This is a genomic window from Xanthomonas sp. SS (assembly GCF_014236835.1).
In the GTDB taxonomy this organism is placed as follows: domain Bacteria; phylum Pseudomonadota; class Gammaproteobacteria; order Xanthomonadales; family Xanthomonadaceae; genus Xanthomonas_A.
In genome coordinates this window covers 870,205-889,441 of the sequence record NZ_CP051190.1, presented here as the reverse complement: position 1 = coordinate 889,441, position 19,237 = coordinate 870,205, and the positions used below count along the sequence as shown (strand labels likewise).

Genomic DNA, 19,237 nt, shown 5'->3' with positions numbered 1-19,237 from the left:
TCATTATGTCCAATATAGTACCAATCTGCGGCCTGTGCACGCCGGGTCAGAGCCGCAGGTACAGCCGCCGCCGGTCCATCCACCAGCCCATTGCCCAGCACAGCAGGGTGTAGGCCAGGGCACAGGCCAGGCTGCCCCAGGGTCCCGGCAGCAGCCGCTGGAACACCGCGATGCCCACCCATTGGTACAGGTCCATTCCACTGGCGCCGGCCGGAACCAGCCGCAGGCTGATGACGAACAGTTCGGAGAACAGGTAGATCGCCAACGGATTGCGCCCGAGCACGGTGAAGAAGCCGCTGCCGGCCCGCCACTGGCGTACCTCGATCGCCCACAGCAGCGCACCCAGCAGCAACAGGTCCAGGCCCACGGTCAGCAGCACGAACGAACTGGTCCACAGCTTCTTGGCCAGCGGGAACCACGGCTGCCAAGCCAGGGCCAGCACGGTCAGCGCGATGCCGGCCAGCAGCAGCCAGCGCACCGTGCGCGCCTGCTTGCCGACACGGCGCACGTACAGGCCGGTCAGGTAGCCGGCGATGACATTGACCGTGGCCGGCAGCGTGCCGAGCAGGCCTTCCGGATCGAAGCCGCCGTCCTTGCGGTACAGCTGCGCCGGATCCAGCAGCCACAGGTCCAGGCGCGTGCCGGCGTTGCCGAGCTTGCTCAGTTCCGCGCCCGGCTGGCCCCACAGGTACAGCACCGCCCAGTAGCCAAGCAGCAGCGCGACACAGGCGGCCAGCAGCCCGCGCGGCGGCAGCCAGCGGCACAGCAGTGCCCCCAGCGCGTAGCACAGCGCAATGCGCTGCAACACGCCCGGCACCCGGGTCTGGTCGATCGCGGTGAAGCTCCAGCTGCCGTCGGCGCCCTGGTGCACGAACGGAAACCAGTACATCAGGAAGCCGAGCAGGAAGATCAGCGCGCTGCGCTTGCCGACCCGGCGCAGGAACGCGCCGAGCGGTTGGCCGCGGTCCAGCGCGAAGCTCATCGCGTTGCCGACCGCGAACAGGAACGACGGGAACACCAGGTCGGCGGCGGTGAAACCGAACCACGGCGTATGCCGCAGCTGCACGAACGCATCGGCGCCGGCACCGGGCGTGTTGACCAGGATCATCAGGAAGATGGTCAGGCCGCGGAACACGTCCAGCGACAGGAAGCGTTCGCGCGACGGCGCCATGGCGGGGATGCTCACGGAAGCGGCGCTCATCGGGCATCCACCTGTTGCAGCAGGGTGCGCACCGCGGCGACCGGGTCGGCCGGCGCTTGTCGCGTGTATGGAGTGTCCCGCTTCACCCAGGCCTGCTCCCATGCGCGCAATCGCTGCTGTAACGCTGCCTCGTCCACGCTGCCGCCGCTGACGGCGGCGTCGCGCAACGCCTGCATCGCCAGCGCCCAGCGGGGCAGGTAGTAGTCGGCGTACATGCCCTGCCAGGCCTTGGACGCGTAGTCGCCGAGATTGCCCTCGCCGCCCCATACGCTGACCTGCGCCTTGGCGTCGCGCCGGTAGTAGGCCGCGTCCTGCGGCGTCTTCGCATAGCCTTCGGCATCGCCGAGCCAGCTCGACAGGGTTTCCTGCTGGCCACCGACCAGGCCGTCGAGCTGCTGCACCGCCGCCTGCACGCGGGCGAAGGCGGCATCGCCGGCGGCGACGTCGCCGCGCTTGTAGGCGGCCACCGCCTGCTGCAACTGCGCGTCCACGCGGCCGGTGGCGTAGTGGCGGGCGAAGTCGACCAGGTCGTAGCGGTACAGCGGCGCGTCGGCGTACTCCGGCGCCAGCGCCAGCAATTGATCCAGCGCGCGGCACAGGCGCGGCGGATCGCCGGGTGCGCCTTCGAATTCGCCGATGTCCAGCGTCGGCCGCTTGAACAGCAGGTAGGCGCCGGCCCGGCTGCGCCACCAGCGCGGCGTCCAGTAGCGCGTGGACAGCACCGAGGCCTGCAGATCGTCCCAGGCCGCGCGCAATGCCGGCGAGCTGTGCCCGTAGCGGGCGCGGGTGTAGTCGCCGAGCCAGTCCTGCAGCGAACGCTCCTGTCCGCCCCAGGCCAGCGCGTACATGTACTCGTAGACCACCGAGTTGTTGTGCAGGCCTTCGGGGAACGCGCCGAAGCCGACCAGTTGCTGCTTGTCCTTGTCGGCGAGCAGCCCGCGCAGGTCGTCGCGATAGAACGCCAGGTCGCCGTACACCGGATTGCTGCCGCCGTAGTTGTGCACGTAGCCGTAGATCCACTGCTTGCCGTCGAACGCGTCGGAGAGCTTCCAGGTGCCCGGGTAGCGATCGTTGCCGATGTCCAGCACCAGCAGCTTGTCGTTGGGCACCTCGCGCAGGAACGCGGCGATCGCCTGCGGCGTCCAGAAATGGCGGTCGGCGCCGAACAGCCAGCCCTGCATCACCCACACCGCGTCGGGATTGGCGCGATGGATCGATTCGTACAGCGCGCGGCCGTAATCGGCCAGGCGCTTGTCGCGCTGCGCCGGCGACACCTCGGGCGGCGCAGTCTTGGCGGTGTTGGCGGTGCTGTCGCCGTAGCTGGCCAGGCGAGCGTCGCTGCCGTCGGCGGCGATCGGCGGCAGCATTTCGTTGAATGCATCAGCCAGGTAATAGGTGCCCTTGCCGTAGGTGCGGTCGTAGAGCTGGATGAAACGCTGCGCGATCTTGGCGAACAACGGATCGGCCGGATCCAGCCAATAGGTTTCGTGGAAGCCTTCCCAGGCGCGCATGCGGTAGATGCGCGCCTGCGGATGCGCCTGCGCGAACGCCTTCGGCACGTAGCCGGCGAAGGCCGGCAGCACCGGCTTCATGCCCAGCGCGCGCATGCGCTGCAGGATGCGCAGCTGCAGCGCGTGCTTGTCCTCGATCCACTGCTGCGGCAGCGGCGCGTCGTAGCCTTCGATGTTGCCCATGCGCTGCCACGGCGCAAACGCCGGGCCGGAGAAATACTGCGACAGATCCGCGTCGCTCACCCCAAACTCGCGCCACAGCGCCTGCCACACGTAGTCCTGGCCTTCCATCGCCAGCGGCATGTCGATGCCGTGCAGCGCCATCCAGTCGATCTCGCGCTCCCAGCGCGCCCAGTCCCACCACGGCGTGGTGTAGCCGTAGGTGCACACGTTGAGATAGGCGCGGTAGGCGAACGGGGTGACCACGCGCTGCCCGTTGAAATCGGCATAGGCAGCAGGCAGCGCGACCCGGCTACCCTCCCAGCTCACCGAGGCGGCGCCGATCGATTGCAGATAGCTGTACGCGCCATGCGCCAGCGCCACTTCCGAGGAGCCGGACACGCGCAGCGTGCCGGCCTCGGCGGCGATCTGGTACCAGTCGTTGCCGTTGCCTCGCGGCTGCCGTTGCAGGGTCAGCGCGGCGGCGCGCGGGCCGAGCGTGCGCAGCAGCACGCCGCGTGCGGCGTCAGCCTGCGTGTCCTGAACTGGCGCCGCAACCGCGGCCGGCGCCAGCAGCATGCAGGCCAGCAGCAACACGGCTTGCCCGGAAATCGGAAACGCACGCACGACGCGCATCCAGGCGCGCGCGTGCGGGAAGGCATGGCGGAAAACTCGCTTCATTCGGTCAATACTCCACTATCGCGACATCGTCGAAGCCGAAAGGCATTCCGGCCGTCACCTGCATCACCACCGCCAGCACGCGTTCGCCGTCCGCAGGCGGCAAGCGCAGTTGCGCATGCTGCCCCGCGGCCACGCGGGCAACCAGTTTCCGGTCCAGATACACCTGCGCCGCGCCGGTCGCGCGACCCAGCCGCAGCACGCCGCCGCGCTGCTGGATCCCGGCCCACGGCGTGAATGCGGTGCGGTACAGCACATAACCATCGCGCTCGGCGCGCGTTTCCAGGTTGCCCGGCTGACAGAAGCTCCAGCTGTTGTTGTCGTTGGGCGCGCGCGGCAGCGCCGGATCCGGCGGCGCCGCGAACGGCAGCGTGCGCCGCCAGCCGGGCACCACCATCGCCGCGGCGGCCGGCGGCAGCGACGGCCGCACCGCCACCGCATCCAGACCGATCGTGACCTGCGCAGCCCGCAGGCCCGGCGCGCGCGCCTCGATGCGCAGCCGGCGCTGGCCGCTGCCGGCCTCGACGATGGCCTGCGCCAAGCCGTTGAACAACTGCACCTGCGGCACGTTGTCGGCCGCATGTCGATTCGGGTCGCCATTGCCGACGCCGAGCAGGCGCCCGCCTTCGACCTGCAGCGCGATCTGCGCATCGGCGAACGGCACGTGGCGGCCCTGCGCGTCCACCGCTTCCAGGGTGATCGGTTGCGCATCGCGGCCGTCGCCACGCATCCGCGCGCGGTCCGCGGTCAGCCGCAGCGCGACCGGCGCGCCGACCGTCTGCACCCGCTGCCGCGCCACTTCGCGACCATCGCGATAGGCCACCGCCTCCAGCACGCCCGGCGCGTACGTCACCTGCCAGGCGTTCATCTCGATCCGGTCCACCGCCTGCCGCCCCTGCGACTGCCCGTTGAGCCACAGCTCCACCTGCTGCGCATTGCAGAACGCCATCACCTTGATCGGCGTGCCCTCGCGGCCCGGCCAGTTCCAGTGCGGCAGCAGCTGCAGCACCGGCGCATCGTCGATCCACTGCGCCTGGCGCAGCCAGTAGGCGCCTTTCGGAAAACCGCACAGATCCATGATGCCGAAGAACGAGGACACCGACGGCCATTCGAACGGAGTCGGCTCGCCGCGGTAGTCGAAACCGGTCCAGACGAAACCGCCGGCCAGATACGGACGCTGGTCGATCAGCTTCCAGGACGTGCGATGGGTGTTGCCCCACGGCGCGGCCACCGAATCGTCCTCGGCGATGACGTGCGCCTCCATGTCGGTGAACCAGGCGCCGCGGGTCTGGAACGCGCTGGTGTCCTCGCTGGACAGCAGCGGCTTGTGCGGCATCGCCGCGCGCACCCGGTCGTAGTTGAACTGGCGGTAGTTGAAGCCGACCACATCCACCGCATCGGCGGCATTGCGCTGGGTCAGCATGCCGTCGTTCATCGCCGCGGTCACCGGGCGGCTGTCGTCCAGCTCGCGCACCAGCGCCACCGCGCGGCGCACCATCTGGTAGCCGGCGACGGTGCCCTGCATCGGTTCCTCGTTGAACACCGACCACAGGAACACGCAGGCGCGGTTGCGGTCGCGACGCACCAGCCAGCGCAATTGCGCGGCGTAATCCGGCGCCGGATTGAACACCCGGTTCTCGGCCATCACCAGCATGCCCAGGCGATCGCACACGTCGAGCAGTTCGCTGGCCACCGCATGGTGCAGGCGGATCGCATTGCAGCCCAGCTGCTTGAGCCGGCGGATGCGGAACTCCAGCAGGCTGTCGGGCACCGCCACGCCGACCCCGGCATGGTCCTGGTGCAGGCAGGCGCCCTTGATCTTCAGCGGCCGTTCGTTGAGGAAGAAGCCCTGCTGCGCATCGAAGCGCAGCGTGCGAAAACCGATCGCGCATTCGCGGCGGTCGCGCTCGCGGCCGCCGCTGCGCAGCACCGCCACGACCCGGTACAGATGCGGCGCGGCCACGTCCCAGCGCTGCGGCTGCTGCACCTGCAGTTCGACCTTCGCCACCGCCTGCGCCAGCGCGCCGACCTGCAGCGCACTGCTGCCCTGCGCCATCAGCGTGCCGTGCGCGTCGTACAGCGCCACCTCCAGCAGCGCCGCGTCGACCTGTTCGCCAGTATTGGCGACGGTGACCGCAACCGGCAGCGTCCAACGTTCGTCGTCGCCGATCCGCGGCACCGCGTGCACGCCATCGCCGACGATATGCAGCGCATCGCGCACCGCCAGCCAGGTGTGCCGGTAGATGCCCGCGCCTTCGTACCACCAGCCGTCCATCGCCTCGGCATCCACACGCACCGCGATGCTGTTGAGATCCTGGCCGTAGCGCGCGATCGCGCTCAGATCGATGGCGAAGCCGTCGTAGCCGCTCCAGCTGCGCGCCATCAGCAAACCGTTGACCCACACCGTGGCACGGCTGGAAATGCCGTCGAACCGCAGCTCCAACGCCTTGCCGCGCTGCGCCTCGTCCAGCCGCAGGCTGCGCCGGTACCAGGCGATGCCGCGGCGGCGATAGCCCTGCGCCACGTTGGCGCTGGCCTCGATCGGTTGCTCGATGGCGAAATCGTGCGGCAGCCGCAGTTGCCGCCATTGGCTGTCGTCGAAATCGCCCGCAGCCGCGCCCCAGGCCTTGCCGGCCTTGGCGTTGTCGTAGCTGGCGTCCTGCCCGACGACCGGCGGAAACGGGATGTCGCCTTCGTGGAAGCGCCAGCCTTCGTCCAGGCACAACAGGCCGGGATCGACCGCCAGCGTCAGCGCCGGTACCGCCGCTGCGGCAGTGCCGGTGCCGGTGACGGTGCCGGCCATGCCGGCATCCGCCGCGCTGCCCGCCCAGCTCAACTGCGGCGCCGCCAGCAGCAGGCCGGCGCCCGCGCCGCCCGCCAGGAATTCTCGTCGTTGCATGCGCTTGCCCTAGAACCTGTGAATGCGATCGGGAGAGGCCACGTTGCCATGCCCGGCGCCAGCGCGGCGCCGGGCAGGCTGCGGACTAGCCTGCAAGCGACCGCACCGCCGTCACAGGATGTCCCACTGCATCGACACGTAGAAGCTGCGGCCGGTGACGCCGGTCATCTGCCAGCGGTCGCTGATGTCCTTGTACGCCTCTTCCTTCTTGTCGGTCAGGTTGAGTCCGCCGAGCTGGAAGCTGAGCTTGTCGGTGGCCTGATAGCCGAGCACCGCGTCGAGCTGGGTGCGCGCCTTCATGGTGTGGCCTTCGCGGGCGAAGAAGCTGTCGCTGCTGTCCTGCTCGTACTCGCTGCGGTGGTTCAGCGACAGCCGCGCGGAGAACATCGCGTTCTCCCAGTAGCCGGTGGCGTTCCAGGTCTTCTCCGACAGGTTGCGGATCTGGAAGTCGGTGTCGCGCTGCGGGAGTACCCGGGTGAAGTTGGCGGTCAGGCCGAAGCCCTGGATCGGCAGCCACGCATCGAACGACTGCGTCCAGCCCAGCTCGTAGCCCTTGATCTTGACCTTGCTCGGATCGTTCCGGGTAGCGGTGATCTCGTAGATGTTGCCGCTGCCGTCCACGCAATCGCCGGAGCTGTTGCTGGAAAGCGCCGTACCGTTGAACGTGGTCGGACACACGATGCTGTTGAAGGTGCCGTTCTTGACCTGCTTCCAGAAGCCGGCCAGGGTCAGGCCGCCGCCTTGGCCGTAGTACCACTCCAGGCTGAGGTCGGCCTGGTTGGCGGTCAGCGCCTTCAGGTCGGTCTGGCCCAGCGACACGTCGTAGGTGGTGGTGCCGCCGGTGTTGCTGCCCGAGGAGAAGGTGCTGGCGATGGCGGTATTGCTGTCCAGGATCGGCCGCACCAGCACCTTGCCGGCGGCGAAGCGCAGCAGCAGGTCCTCGCGCATGTCCAGCACCAGGTTCAGGCTCGGCAACCAGTTGTGGTAGTCGTACGGCGCGCGCTCGGTGCCGACCACTTCGTTGGCATCCTCGCTGTACTGCGAGGCGGTGGTCAGGTAGGTGTCGGTGGTGCGCTTGGTGTTCTCGTAGCGCACGCCGACATTGCCGCGCAGGCGCATGCTGCCCAGTTCGGTGTCGATCTTGGCCAACGCGTAGGCGGAGAAGATGTCGTTGCGGATGTGGTAGCTGGCCTGCGGCGCGAACAGCACCGGCACGGTGATGCCGGAGGCGGCCAGCGCCTCGGCGTAGGCGTACACGTCCGGCGCCACCCAGTCGGCCTGCGAGGCCAGGTTGCCGTCGAGGAAGTTGCTGACGCTGGAACTGGCCGCCGACAGTTCCGGGAACATCGCGTAGCCGGACACCGCACCGGAGTTGATCAGGTACAGGAAATCGCGGCGCCAGACGTTGCGGTCGAAGGTTTCGCGGCGGAACTTGGTGCCGAACTTCACCGAGTCCAGGAAGCCGGCGCCGACGTAGCGCTCGGCATCGAACTGCAGCGACCATTCCTTGTTGCTGAGCTTGGTGATCGCGCCGTTGGGGTATTCGTCGCGCACCAGGTTGGCCTGGTTCCAGGCGCTGGCGTCGTTGGCGTCGGCATCGGTGGTCAGCGAGATCGCGCCGGGGTTGGACATGTCGAACAACGTCGCCGACGGCTTGCGGCCGAGGATCACCGCGCGCTCGTCCTCGTCGGTCTTGCCTTCGGTGTAGTTGGCCACGCCGCTGAAGGTCCACGCATCGCCCTTCCACTTCGCGTCCCAGGTCAGCAGCTGCGAGGTGAGATCGTGGCGCTCGAGCTGGCGGTTGTTCTCCAGCCAGTAGTTGGACGCCGATACCTTGGTCGCGGTCAGGCCGTCGGTCTCCAGCACGTTCAGGGAATTGCGTTCGAAGGAATAGACCAACTGGTTCATGTCGTTGTCGGTCTTGTCCTGCGAGTACAGCGCAGTCAGGTTCATCTCCAGCCGGTCGTTCGGTTTCCACTGCAGGCCGGCGGTGAGCATCTTGCGGTCGGTCTCGCGCTCGATCGAGCGGTAGCGCGGACGGCGCGGGATGTACAAGGTGCCGTCGTCGGTGTCCTGGGTGAACCAGCGGTCGATCCACAGGTAGTCGGCACGGTCCTTGAGCTTCTGGTAGCCGGCGTTGACGAACACGCCCAGTTGGCCGCCATCGGCGAGCTGGAACTGGTCGATGTAGGTGAGCACCGCCTTCGGCGTCGGCGCGCCACCGGCGAATTCGGAGTACTGCTCCTTCGCCGACAGCAGCAGCTTGCGCTCCTTGTAGTCCAGCGGCTTGGTGGTCTCGATGTTGACCGTGCCCGACAGCCCGCCGGCATCCATGTCCGCCGACGGCGACTTGATCACCTCGATCGCCGCGGCCACTTCCGGCTGGATGATGTCGTAGCGGAAACCGTCGGTGAAATCGGCGCTCTTGATGGTCTGGCCGTTGATCGTGGTGGCCGAATACTGCGGGCCCAGGCCGCGGATGCTGATGGTCGAACCGCGGCCGTTGATGGTGGAGATCTGCACGCCGGGAATGCGCTGGATCGCCTCGGCGATGTTCTCGGCCGGGAACTTGCCGATGTCCTCGGAGGAGATGCCGTCGGTCATGCGCGCGTCTTCGCGCTTGTTGTCCAGCGCGGTGATCAGGCTCTTCTGGTAGGAGCTGGTGACGGTGACCGTGTCGAGCTCGGAGATCGCATCGGATGCGGGCGCTTGCTGCGCCTGCGCTCCGGCACTGAGCAGGCCGAACGCGATGGCGCTGGCGAGGACGGACATGGAACAACAGTGCGGACGGGAGCGGGCGGCATGTGGCATTGGGCTAATCCTGGTTGATGGCTGGTCGGCACGGCACGTCTGACATCCAGCGGCAGCGATCGGCAGGCAGCACCCTCCATTGCGCCCGACGCGACGCGCAGGGCGATGCCGTCCGTGCGGGCACGGAGTCGATGGAACGTGCTGTCTGTTGCTGCGCCTCGTGTTGCGGAAGGCGCGTCCCCGTCCCTACCCCGGAGCGGGCGATTGCATGCTGCTGGCTGATCGACCCGAATTGGCAAAGACCAATTCCAGGCGCCTCGATTCTTATGGTCTTAGAAAGATTGTGTCAACGCCGCAATACGCACAATCGGCAAATGGCGTCTGGACTTGTCGCTGATTTCTAAAAATATCATTTATTATCAGACACTTGAAGATTTAAAATATTTTGTATGGGTTCAATTTCACGTATCGTTGTCACGATACCTATGACGCACCAATTCTACGAATGAGACCAATTTTGTGCGTCGCGACATGATTGCGCCGCGTTCTCATTTGCGCGCCGCCGCCGCCGTCCCGGCGATCGGCATAACCCGTTGATGCAGCTGTCTTTCAGCGTTTCCAGGCGACCGCGGCCAAGCGCAGGCCTGGGTGACGCAGCGCGAAACCAGCACCAGACGAATTTTCCGGACAAGACTTGACATCGTTGTCATAGCCTCGTAAGAATCGGCACACACGGGGGTGGGGCCGCGCATACGCGGCGCAAAAGCGGGGCATGGGAGGCATGTGATCGCAATGGTCCGTACGCACGAATCGTGTGCCGCACTCGGCACGCCGTTGCAACACCCGACGCCGTTGCGCGCCCTGTTCGCCATTGAGGTCGGCGCGCCGGTACCGCTGCACGCCGCAGCGGCCGGCATCGCCCTGGCCAGCGCCACCCCGCCCCATCCGCATTGTTTCCAACTCGACAGCTCGACGCACCGCGTCCCGTACCACGGCAGAACGCTGCGCCTGGCATTGCACGCATAAGCGAAAGAACCGGCCGCCCTCGGGCGGGAAGATTCCAGCCAGCCACACCCCGCATCACCGCACGCAGCAGCACAGCAGGCATCAGCACCGCAGGCAGTAAGGCAACAGGCAGAGCCGGCACGCAGCGCAACGCTCGCGCGCCGCGTCGACCCATTGAATGATGAGGAGAGACATCATGCAATACCGCCATTCCGTCTTGTCCGCAGCAATCCTCGCCACCCTGGCCTTTTCCGCGCAGGCGCAGCAAGCCAGTGGCGACGCCACCGACCTGGACGCGGTCCAGGTCGTGGGCATCCGCGCCAGCCTGGAAAAATCGCTGGACACCAAGCGCAACAACGTCACCGTGTCCGAAGCGATCACCGCCGAGGACATCGGCAAGTTCCCCAGCACCAACGTCGCCGAAGCGTTCGCGCAGATTCCCGGCGTCACCATCGACCGCCGCTTCGGCCAGGGCGAACGGGTCAGCATCGATGGCACCGACCCCAGCCTCAACCTGTCGTTCCTGGATGGCCACCCGGTGGCGCAGGCGATCTGGCTGTACGGCGAGCAGCCCAACCGCGGCTTCGACTACACCCTGCTGTCGCCGCAGATCCTGGGCCGGGCGGAGATCGTCAAATCCTCCGAGGCGCGGTTGGTCGAAGGCAGCCTCGGCGGCACCGTGCTGATGCACAGCCGGCAGCCGCTGGACCTGAAGGCCAACGAGATCGCCGGCTCGGTCGGCTACAGCTACAGCCAGCAGGCCAGCGAGGGCAAGCCCAACGCCTCGCTGCTGTACAGCTGGAAGAACCCGCAGCAGACCTTCGGCATCGCGGTGTCCGCGCAGCACTACGAGGAGCGCGTCGATCGCCAGGGCATGGAGGTGTTCGGCTACGCCAAGGCCGCGACCTTCGGCAACGCCGGCGGCGTGCCGGCCGATGCCGACGTGCCCAACTCGGTCAACGCGGCCTGGTTCCAGCAGGACCGCAAGCGCGACAGCGCCGTGGTCAACCTGCAGCTCAAGCCCAGCGATGCGCTGGAGTTCAACCTCAGCGGCCTGTACATCAAGGAGAACTTCGACAACTACAACCAGTCGATGTACAGCTTCCTGACCTGGAACCAGGGCACCATCGACGCGGTGGACGCGCTCGGCAGCGTGCGCAACGGCGTGGTCGGCAGCGGCCATTCCAGCGCCAACGCCAATGCCGGCGGCGGCACGGTGATCTACGACAACAACGTGCGCCAATCGGAAGTCGTCACCAAGGGCATCGACCTGCGCGGCGCGTTCCGCGGCGAAGGCTGGGGCATGAGCGGCCAGATCGGCCAGAGCAAGTCGGACAACAAGGACCTGTCGCAATACTTCATCGAACCGTTCTACAACGGCGGCTTCAGCTGGGACCTGCAGCGCGGCATCCGCTTCGACGATGCAGCCGGCGCGCGCGACCCGGCCAACTGGGGTTCGGCCGGCGGCTGGTTCGGCAACAACGGCATCTTCGCCACGCACAGCAAGGACCGCTACGGGCAACTGGATTTCAACCTGCAGTTCGACAGCGTGTTCAACCAGTTGCTGTTCGGCGTGCGCCAGGGCAAGCACGACGAAGACTTCACCTTGAACGTGTACGGCGGCGTCACCCCCGGCACCCTGGCCGACGTGGGCACGATCGGCCTGACCGACATCCAGGGCTTCTATCCCGATCAGGGCCGGCATGTGCAGGCCGGACGCGGCAACGTCATCGACTGGATCCGCAACAGCCCGGTGGACTACGCCAATCCCGACCCGGCCAGCTACCTCAACAACAGCTGGGCACTGCAGCAGACCAACAATGCCGCCTACGTGCAGCTGAACTTCTCCAACGGCGGCCTGCGCGGCAACCTCGGCGTGCGCTACGTGGATTCCAAGACCGAAGGCAGCGGCTTCGTCTACAGCGGCACGCCGACGCTGGACGACTTGGACAGCAAATGGCAGACCCGCACCCGCAAGGAACACTTCCTGCTGCCGTCGTTGAACCTGGCCTACGACACCGACACCGACTGGGTGTTCCGCTTCGCCGCGGGCAAGGTGATCGCGTGGGCACCGTACAACCAGATGGTCAACAACACCTTCTTGAACGACACCACGCTCACCGGCAGCGGCGGCAACGCGGCGCTGTCGCCTTACGAATCGTGGAACTTCAACCTGTCGGCCGAGTACTACTTCGCGCAGCAGGCGGTGGTGGCGTGGTCGCTGTTCTACAAGAAGATCGACAACTACATCGACACCTCGGCCACGATCGAGCGCCAATACAATTCGATCCGCGACACCTCGCCGCAGACCTGGGCGCAGATGCTGGGCAGCAACGGCTGCAGCGCCGACGGCTATTGCGACTACAGCATCCAGCGCCCGCGCAACGCCGGCGACGGCAAGGTCAAGGGCTTCACCCTCGCCTACCAGCAGCCGTTCGGCAGCAGCGGCTTCGGCCTCACCGCCAACTACACCTATGCCAACGGCGAGAACAACACCGGCGACCGCCTGCCCTACCAGTCGCGCAACAGCGTGGCCTTCAGCCCGTACTACGAGAAGGGGCCGTGGAACGCGCGTATCGGCCTGAACTGGCGCGACAGCTATCTGGCCGGCGGCTACGTCGCCGGCGCCGCGCCGGCCAGCGTCGACGACTACACCGACCTGGGCGCGAGCATCGGCTATGCGATCAGCGACCAGTGGTCGCTGCAGGTGGACGCGCAGAACCTGCTGGACGAAGAGTACTTCCAGTACCTGGGCGACAAGGACCACCCGGCCGGGCGCTACAAGAACGGCCGCCGTTACATGGCCACGCTGCACTTCAAGTTCTGAGCGCGATCGGGGTCGGCAATCACGCCGTTGTAGGAGCGGCTTCAGCCGCGACCGGGCGTCACCGGGAATGCCCCGGTCGCGGCTGAAGCCGCTCCTACACAGGCGGTGGCGACCGCGCGGTATGCCGTCACCCGATACGCCTCATGCCAGCGTCAGCGCAGCGCAGGCACCCGCCGCAGCGGCGCCAGCTCAGCCGCGTCGCTGCAACGCTTCCTGCAATACCTTCTGGAACTGCGGCAGCGTGCACAGCTGGGTCTTGGGGGCGCTGCAGCCGGGCACGTGCAAGGTCTGCAACAGCGGCGGCTTGCGCAAGCTCAGTGGGGTCAGCGCGCGCAGCTGGTCCAGCGATTGCGCCTGGTAGCGCAGGCGCACGTAGCGCTGGCCGCTGCGCGCGTCGCGCAGTTGCTCGAGCACCAGCGCGCCGCCCGGCGGCGAATCGTCCTGGCCGAAGCCGGGCAGATGGAAGTGCAGGTCGAGCAAGCCGCTGAGCGAGGCGATATGGGTATCGCTGGCGACCAGCACGCTCAGCTTCGGCGCATCCGCCACGCCCAGCGTGTCCAGTACCCGCCGCGCCAGCGGCGCGCCGGCGCGCGCGGCCATGTACTGCGGCCGCGCGTAGATCTCGAACAGCAACGCATGCAGCCGCGACACCACGCCGATGCGTTCGCGGGTGGCGCGGCCCCAGCCCACCTGGTCCAGCGGCAGGCCTTCGGCGTATTGCAGGATGAACACCTCGGCGGTGCCGGAAGTCAGGTCCAGCGGACCGTGCATGGCGATGCCGCGGCCGTTGGCGCCGGCACTCAGCGACGACGGCATCTTCGCGGAATCGCAGTCCTTGGCGCTGCAGCCGAGGATCTGCTGCATCGTGCGCAGTTCCTTCGCGTACGGCGCGAGCACCGCGCCCGGGCCGCCGGTCTGACGCTGGATCGACGCCACCGCGGCGTCCGCGTCGAAGTCCACCGCACCGGCCTCGACCGGACGGAACAGCGGATCGTCGCTACCTTGCGGCTGGTGCCCGGCCTGCAGCCCGCAGCCCGGGGCCAGCGTCTCGGCCAGGATCTGCGCGCTGGCGATGGTGCGCTGGTCGGTGTTGGCGTAGACGCTGACCGCGCCGTCGGCAGGGCAGCCGGCGGCCGGCAGCACGCCGTCGCGGACCAGCCATTGCCGGGTGTAGTCGCCGCTCAGCTGCACGGCCACGCGGCCGTGCGCGGTGAGCAGGCTCTCCGGCGTGTTCCACACCGGCCACGGACGGTCGGCCAATGCCGCCGCCGCGGCCTCGCCGTCCAGCGGCGCACGCACGCCGTGGCGGAACAGCATCACCACCTGCTCGACCTGCAATTGCGGCGCAGACGCTTCGCGTGCAGGCCGCGCCTGCGCGCCGGCGGTCGCCGCCAGCGCTACCAACAGCATCCAACGCATCCGCTTGCTCATCGTCGATCCAGGAAAAAGGAGAAAAAGAAGTCACTCGTTGCACCACACGCATCGCCGGGCATGCCGATCCGATTGCAGCGCAAGACCGCAGCGCTGGCGAATCGGTCGCCAAGCCGTTGCAGGGAAGACGCACCGGTGGCGTCATCGCTGCCGATCCGCTGCACATCCAACGCCACTACCGGTTGCGCGCGCCGGCCATCATGCGCCCGTACAACGCGTCGGTTAACTGCATGCACGCCGACACGCGTCGCGGCGACATGCCGCGACGCGCGAGGGAAACCGGCATGTATCAGGCCGCCGGCTCAGAACGTGTACTTCACAGTCAGCAGGCTGGTGCGCCCGGCATCGACGATGTCCGAGATCGCGGTGCTGTTGCGGCCGACGTGCGCCCAGTAGCTCAGGCGATTGGTCAGATTGGCCACCGACAGGTCGGCGCGCAGGTGCTCGTTCACCGCGTAACCCACATGCAGGTCGACGCGGGTGATCGGCTTCACCCACATATCGTCCCAGCTGGCGCCCTGGTCCAGGTAGTCGTAGGCCGACACGTATTCGCCCGAGTAGTGGTAGCTCAGGTTCACCGACAGCGGCCCCTTCTCGTAGAACAGCTCGGCATTGGCCATCAGGTCCGGCGCGTTCTGGATGCGCTCGTCGTGGAAGCCGGCCATGCCCAGGTCGACGCGGGTGGACTGGCGGGTGACGTTGGCGCCGATGCCGAAGCCGTCCAGCGGTGCCGGCATGCCCTGCAGGGTCTGCCGCACCGCCGCTTCCACGCCCAGCACCTTGCCGTCGCCGCCGTTCTGCGGACGCACGTAGCGCACGCCGCTGGCGTCGGTGTTGGTGCCGGCATTGGCCGCGTCCGAACCGTTCTCGTAGATGTAGTCCGACAGGCGCTTGTAGTAGCCCGCCAGCATCGCGTGGCCGCCGACGCCGTTGTCCCATTCGCCGGAGACGTCGACGTTGACCGCCTTGATCGGCTTCAGATCGGGATTGCCTTCGGTGATGGTGGTCTTGCCGTCACTGGACACGTCGTAGTTGGAGCCGCCGCCGAGCTGCACGAACGCCGGGCGCGTGTAACTGGTCCACACCGAGGCGCGGTACACCGCGTTGGCATTGCCGGGGCGGTAGTTCAGGAACACGCTGGGCAGCGGCACGTCGTAGCTGGTGTGGTTGTTCTGGAAGTAGCCGGCCAGCTCGTTGCCGCCGCTGTCCTTGGGCATCGTCCAGTAGGTATTGCGGATACGGGTCTGTTCGAAGCGCACGCCGGGGATGATTTCCAGGTCGCCGGTCTTGAACGTGGCCATCGCATACGCCGCGGCCACTGCCTCGGTGCCGCGCATGGTCGCGCAGTTCTGGTTGTTGATCGCCAGGCTGCCGCAGGTATCGAAGCTGTCCGCGGTCAGATACTTGGCGATCGAAGCCTTCAGCGCCGAGTTGCTCAGCTTGACCGTCGGGTAGTCGTACTTGCCCGGATACACCGAGTCGTAGCTGCCGCTGACCAGGCCGCTGTTCTCCAGCAGGGTGCCGTCGGTGAACTTGCCGGTGGTCCAGTCGCGCGAGGTGTATTCGCGCGAGCTGTCCACGTACTTCACGCCGAACTGCAGGCTGCTCAGCGCGCCCTCGTCGAAGTCGTAGCGCGCGTCGAACTTGGCGCCACCCTTTTTCTGCCCGCTGTAGGACTTGGTCAGCTGGCCGTGGCGGCGCGCGTACAGGCTGCCGATGTCGCCGGCCTGGTTCTGCATCGCGGCGGTCAGCTGCGGCACCGGGAAGCCTTCGCTGTCGTAGCCGATGAAGCTGTTGGCGCCGTACGGAAACTGGGTGGAAGTGTATTGATCCACGCGCGCGGAGACTTCGATGTGGTCCGGGCGATCGTTGTCGCCGTAACCGTAGAACAGGTTCGGCGACAGCGTCCAGTTGCCGAGCTGCTTGTCGGCGCCGAACTGGAACGTGGCGATGTCGGCCACTTCCGGGTTGGTTTCGTACCAGTAGCGCACCGCGACGCGGTCGATCTGCGGCTGGTACACGCCGGTGCTGCCGATCTGGGTGTAGCTGACGCTGGCCGGCACGAACTGCGTGTAGCCGGTGTTCTGCTCGGTCTTGGCGTAGGCGTAGGTCGCCCGCGCATACAGCTGCAGGCTCGGATCCACATGCCAATCGAAGGAGACGTTGCCGCCGTAGCGCTTGGTGTCGCCGCCGGAATAGCCGATGTTGGTGCCGGTGGACTGCAGCGAATCTTCCGCGTCGTAGCCGGACGCCAGTGCGCCCTTGGCGGTGGTGCGGGCGAATTCCCACGAACCGTCGTTGCGCGCAGCGGAAGCGCTGGCCACTTCGCTGTTCACATAGTGGCGCTCGTCGTAGTAGGCGCTGGCATAGATGCCGAACTGGTGCTCGCTGCCGAACTTGGCATGGAACTCGCCGGCCGCGCCCTTGCCCAGGCCGCTCTCGTCGTAGTCGCGGGCGCGGCTTTCCATGCGTCCGCTGGCGGTGATGCTGCCGCCGATCGCGTCGCTGTAGTCGAAGCCGCTGGGAGTGCGGTAGTCGATGGTGCCGCCGATCGCATCGCCGTCCATCGCCGCGGTCGAGGTCTTGTTCAACACGATGGTCTGCAGGCCGGACGGCGGCAGCAGGCTCAGCTGCACGCTGCGGCTGTACGGCATGCCCTGGGCGACGTTGACGCCGTTGATCAGGTTGACGTTGTATTCGGCGTTGAGGCCGCGCACCGAGGCGAACATGCCCTCGCCGCGCGCGGCGCCGTCGACGCCGCCGAAATACGACTGTCCGGTGTTGACCACGTTGACGCCCGGCAGCAGGCCCAGCGCCTCGGCGATGTTGTGCACGGCGGTGTACTTCAGGTCGTCGGCAGACAGCACGTTGGCGGTGTTGCTGGCCGCCATCTGCATGTCGGCGGCGGTGTAGCGGTTCGCCGCGACGGTCACGGTCGACAGGGTCTGCGCGTTGCCTTTGGCGGCGGCCGGCGCGGTGTCGTCGCCGGCGTTGTTCTGCGCCTGCTGCTGCGCCGGGTCTTCGGCATGGGCGGCGGCGGCGAGGGCCAGGCTCAGGGCCAGGGCGATGGATCCGGCAAGCCGGTGCGGCCTGGCGCGGTGCGATGCGTGGTTCATGGACATTCCATCAGGACGTGGGGTGGTGTCCCGGCACGCGGCGACGCCGCGGCCGGAGAAGGCAAAGCACTGCCCGTATCGCCGGCGTGCAGCCGGCAACTGGGCGAACATCTGGGGGGAGTTCCGTGTCGGAGCTGAGCCGTGCGAACTGACGGCCCGTTAACAACTGCGGCGCAGTGTGTGCGTCGATGTTTACAGACGCGTGACGGAGTTCATAGGTGAACGGAATGCGATACGCCGGTGATGCATATACGTGCGTATTGCAGGAGCGCATGGCTGCGGCGCCTTGCCGCTGGCATCCGGCGCACCATAAACGCCACTGTAGGAGCGGCTTCAGCCGCGACGAACGAAGCGGCGGGCCTGACGGCGATGGAGACTGTCGCGGCTGAAGCCGCTCCTACAATGCACCTGGACAGTCGCGGCGAGTTCTAACGGTAGTGCGCGTCGCGACTGAAGGGCACCTCTAAAAACCTCCTTCTTTGGCATCATATGGTCAGAAGAGAGAGCCGAGGCCCCGCGATGATCAGCCTGTTTGCCGGACACGAACGCGAAGCCAAGCGCCAGCAGATAGGCGACCCGCTGGCGGTGTTGTCTCGCCATATCGATTTCGCAACGATTGCCCAAGCCGTCGATGCGAAGCTGTCCTTGGGCACCGGCACGCGCGGGGGCCGTCCGGCCTGGCCGACAGAGCTCATGATCAAACTGTTGTTGTTGCAGCAGCTGTACAACCTCTCTGACGATGCGCTGGAGTACCAGGTGCTGGATCGGCGCAGTTTCCAGCAGTTCCTTGGACTGGAACACAGCGGCAAGGTGCCTGACGCCAAGACGATCTGGGTGTGGCGCGAGCGGCTCAAGGCGCAGGATGTGATGGGCGACATCAGCGCAGCGGTCGGCGTGCAATTGCAGCGGGCGGGATTCATTGCGCGTGGCGGTCAGATCATCGATGCGAGCATCGTCAGCGCCCCGATCCAACGCAACACGCGCGAGGAGAACGCACAGATCAAGCAGGGTGGCGAGGTAGGCCAAGACTGGAGCGACGCCAAGCGCGCGCAGAAGGATGTGCAAGCGCGTTGGACGCGCAAGCACGGCAAGGCGCATTACGGCTACAAGCTGCACGCCAGCACCGATCGGCGTTGGGGCTTCATCCGCCGACATGCGGTGAGCGCAGCCAACGTGCATGACAGCCGACACTTCGAGGACGTGCTGGACCCCAGCAATCACGGACGCACGGTGTGGGCCGACAGTGGCTATGCCGACGCATCGCGGGAGGCCGATCTGACGCAACGCGGCTATCGAGCCGCCATTCAGCACCAGGGCCAGGCGCGCAAGCCGCTAAGCGCGGCCGAACAGCGCCGCAACCGGCGGCTTGCCAAGGACCGGGTGTTCGGCGAACACCCGTTCGCGCGGCTGGCGCAGCAGGGCGGTAAATACCTGCGCACCATCGGGTTGGCACGGGCTAGGGTGGTGATCGGGTTGAAGGTCGCCAGTCACAACCTGATGCGGCTGGCGCGGCTGCAGCATCGCGGCATCGTGCCGGCGTGATCAGGTAAGGCGGCCGACGGCCGCCTTACCTGGCACATCAATGCCATTCAGCAAGCCGGCAATGCACTGAAGTCGTCCTCAAGACACGCTGCTGCTGCGTACTCGCGGCTCATAGTG

General features: G+C 67.1%; 8 protein-coding genes. 2 read left to right on the top strand and 6 right to left on the bottom strand.

From position 1 onward, the window contains the following. Positions 1-46: 46 nt before the first annotated feature. The 4 genes from HEP74_RS03780 to HEP74_RS03765 form a co-directional block, all read right to left on the bottom strand. Positions 47-1,201: an acyltransferase family protein gene (locus HEP74_RS03780; RefSeq protein WP_185815250.1), complete on the bottom strand. Its 1,155-nt coding sequence runs from the start codon at positions 1,199-1,201 to the stop codon at positions 47-49. After that, on the bottom strand, positions 1,198-3,450 hold the full coding sequence (locus HEP74_RS03775) for an alpha-N-acetylglucosaminidase (RefSeq protein ID WP_255427945.1): 2,253 nt from the start codon (positions 3,448-3,450) through the stop codon (positions 1,198-1,200). Before HEP74_RS03775 ends, HEP74_RS03780 begins: the two co-directional genes overlap by 4 nt. Positions 3,451-3,556: 106 nt before the next feature. After that, positions 3,557-6,448 carry a beta-galactosidase GalA gene (gene galA, locus HEP74_RS03770; protein WP_185815248.1) on the bottom strand — a complete coding sequence of 964 codons (2,892 nt, stop codon included), beginning with the start codon at positions 6,446-6,448 and terminating at the stop codon, positions 3,557-3,559. A gap of 111 nt (positions 6,449-6,559) precedes the next feature. Continuing rightward, on the bottom strand, positions 6,560-9,268 hold the full coding sequence (locus tag HEP74_RS03765; RefSeq protein WP_185816492.1) for a TonB-dependent receptor: 2,709 nt from the start codon (positions 9,266-9,268) through the stop codon (positions 6,560-6,562). Positions 9,269-10,400: 1,132 nt separating this feature from the next. Between HEP74_RS03765 and HEP74_RS03760 the strand changes: the two genes are divergently transcribed. Further along, complete coding sequence (locus HEP74_RS03760; RefSeq protein WP_185815247.1) at positions 10,401-13,031, top strand: TonB-dependent receptor; 2,631 nt, start codon at positions 10,401-10,403, stop codon at positions 13,029-13,031. A gap of 189 nt (positions 13,032-13,220) precedes the next feature. On the opposite strand, the gene HEP74_RS03755 is transcribed toward HEP74_RS03760, so the two are convergent. Both HEP74_RS03755 and HEP74_RS03750 read right to left on the bottom strand, forming a co-directional pair. Then, a complete protein-coding gene (locus HEP74_RS03755) occupies positions 13,221-14,462 on the bottom strand; it encodes a histidine-type phosphatase (protein WP_185815246.1) in 1,242 nt (413 codons plus the stop codon). Positions 14,463-14,764: 302 nt separating this feature from the next. Continuing rightward, entirely contained in the window at positions 14,765-17,578 is a 2,814-nt protein-coding gene (locus HEP74_RS03750; RefSeq protein ID WP_185815245.1) for a TonB-dependent receptor, read from the bottom strand. Between the two features lie 519 nt (positions 17,579-18,097). Between HEP74_RS03750 and HEP74_RS03745 the strand changes: the two genes are divergently transcribed. Then, entirely contained in the window at positions 18,098-19,120 is a 1,023-nt protein-coding gene (locus HEP74_RS03745) for an IS5 family transposase (RefSeq protein WP_185815244.1), read from the top strand. Positions 19,121-19,237: the final 117 nt, after the last annotated feature.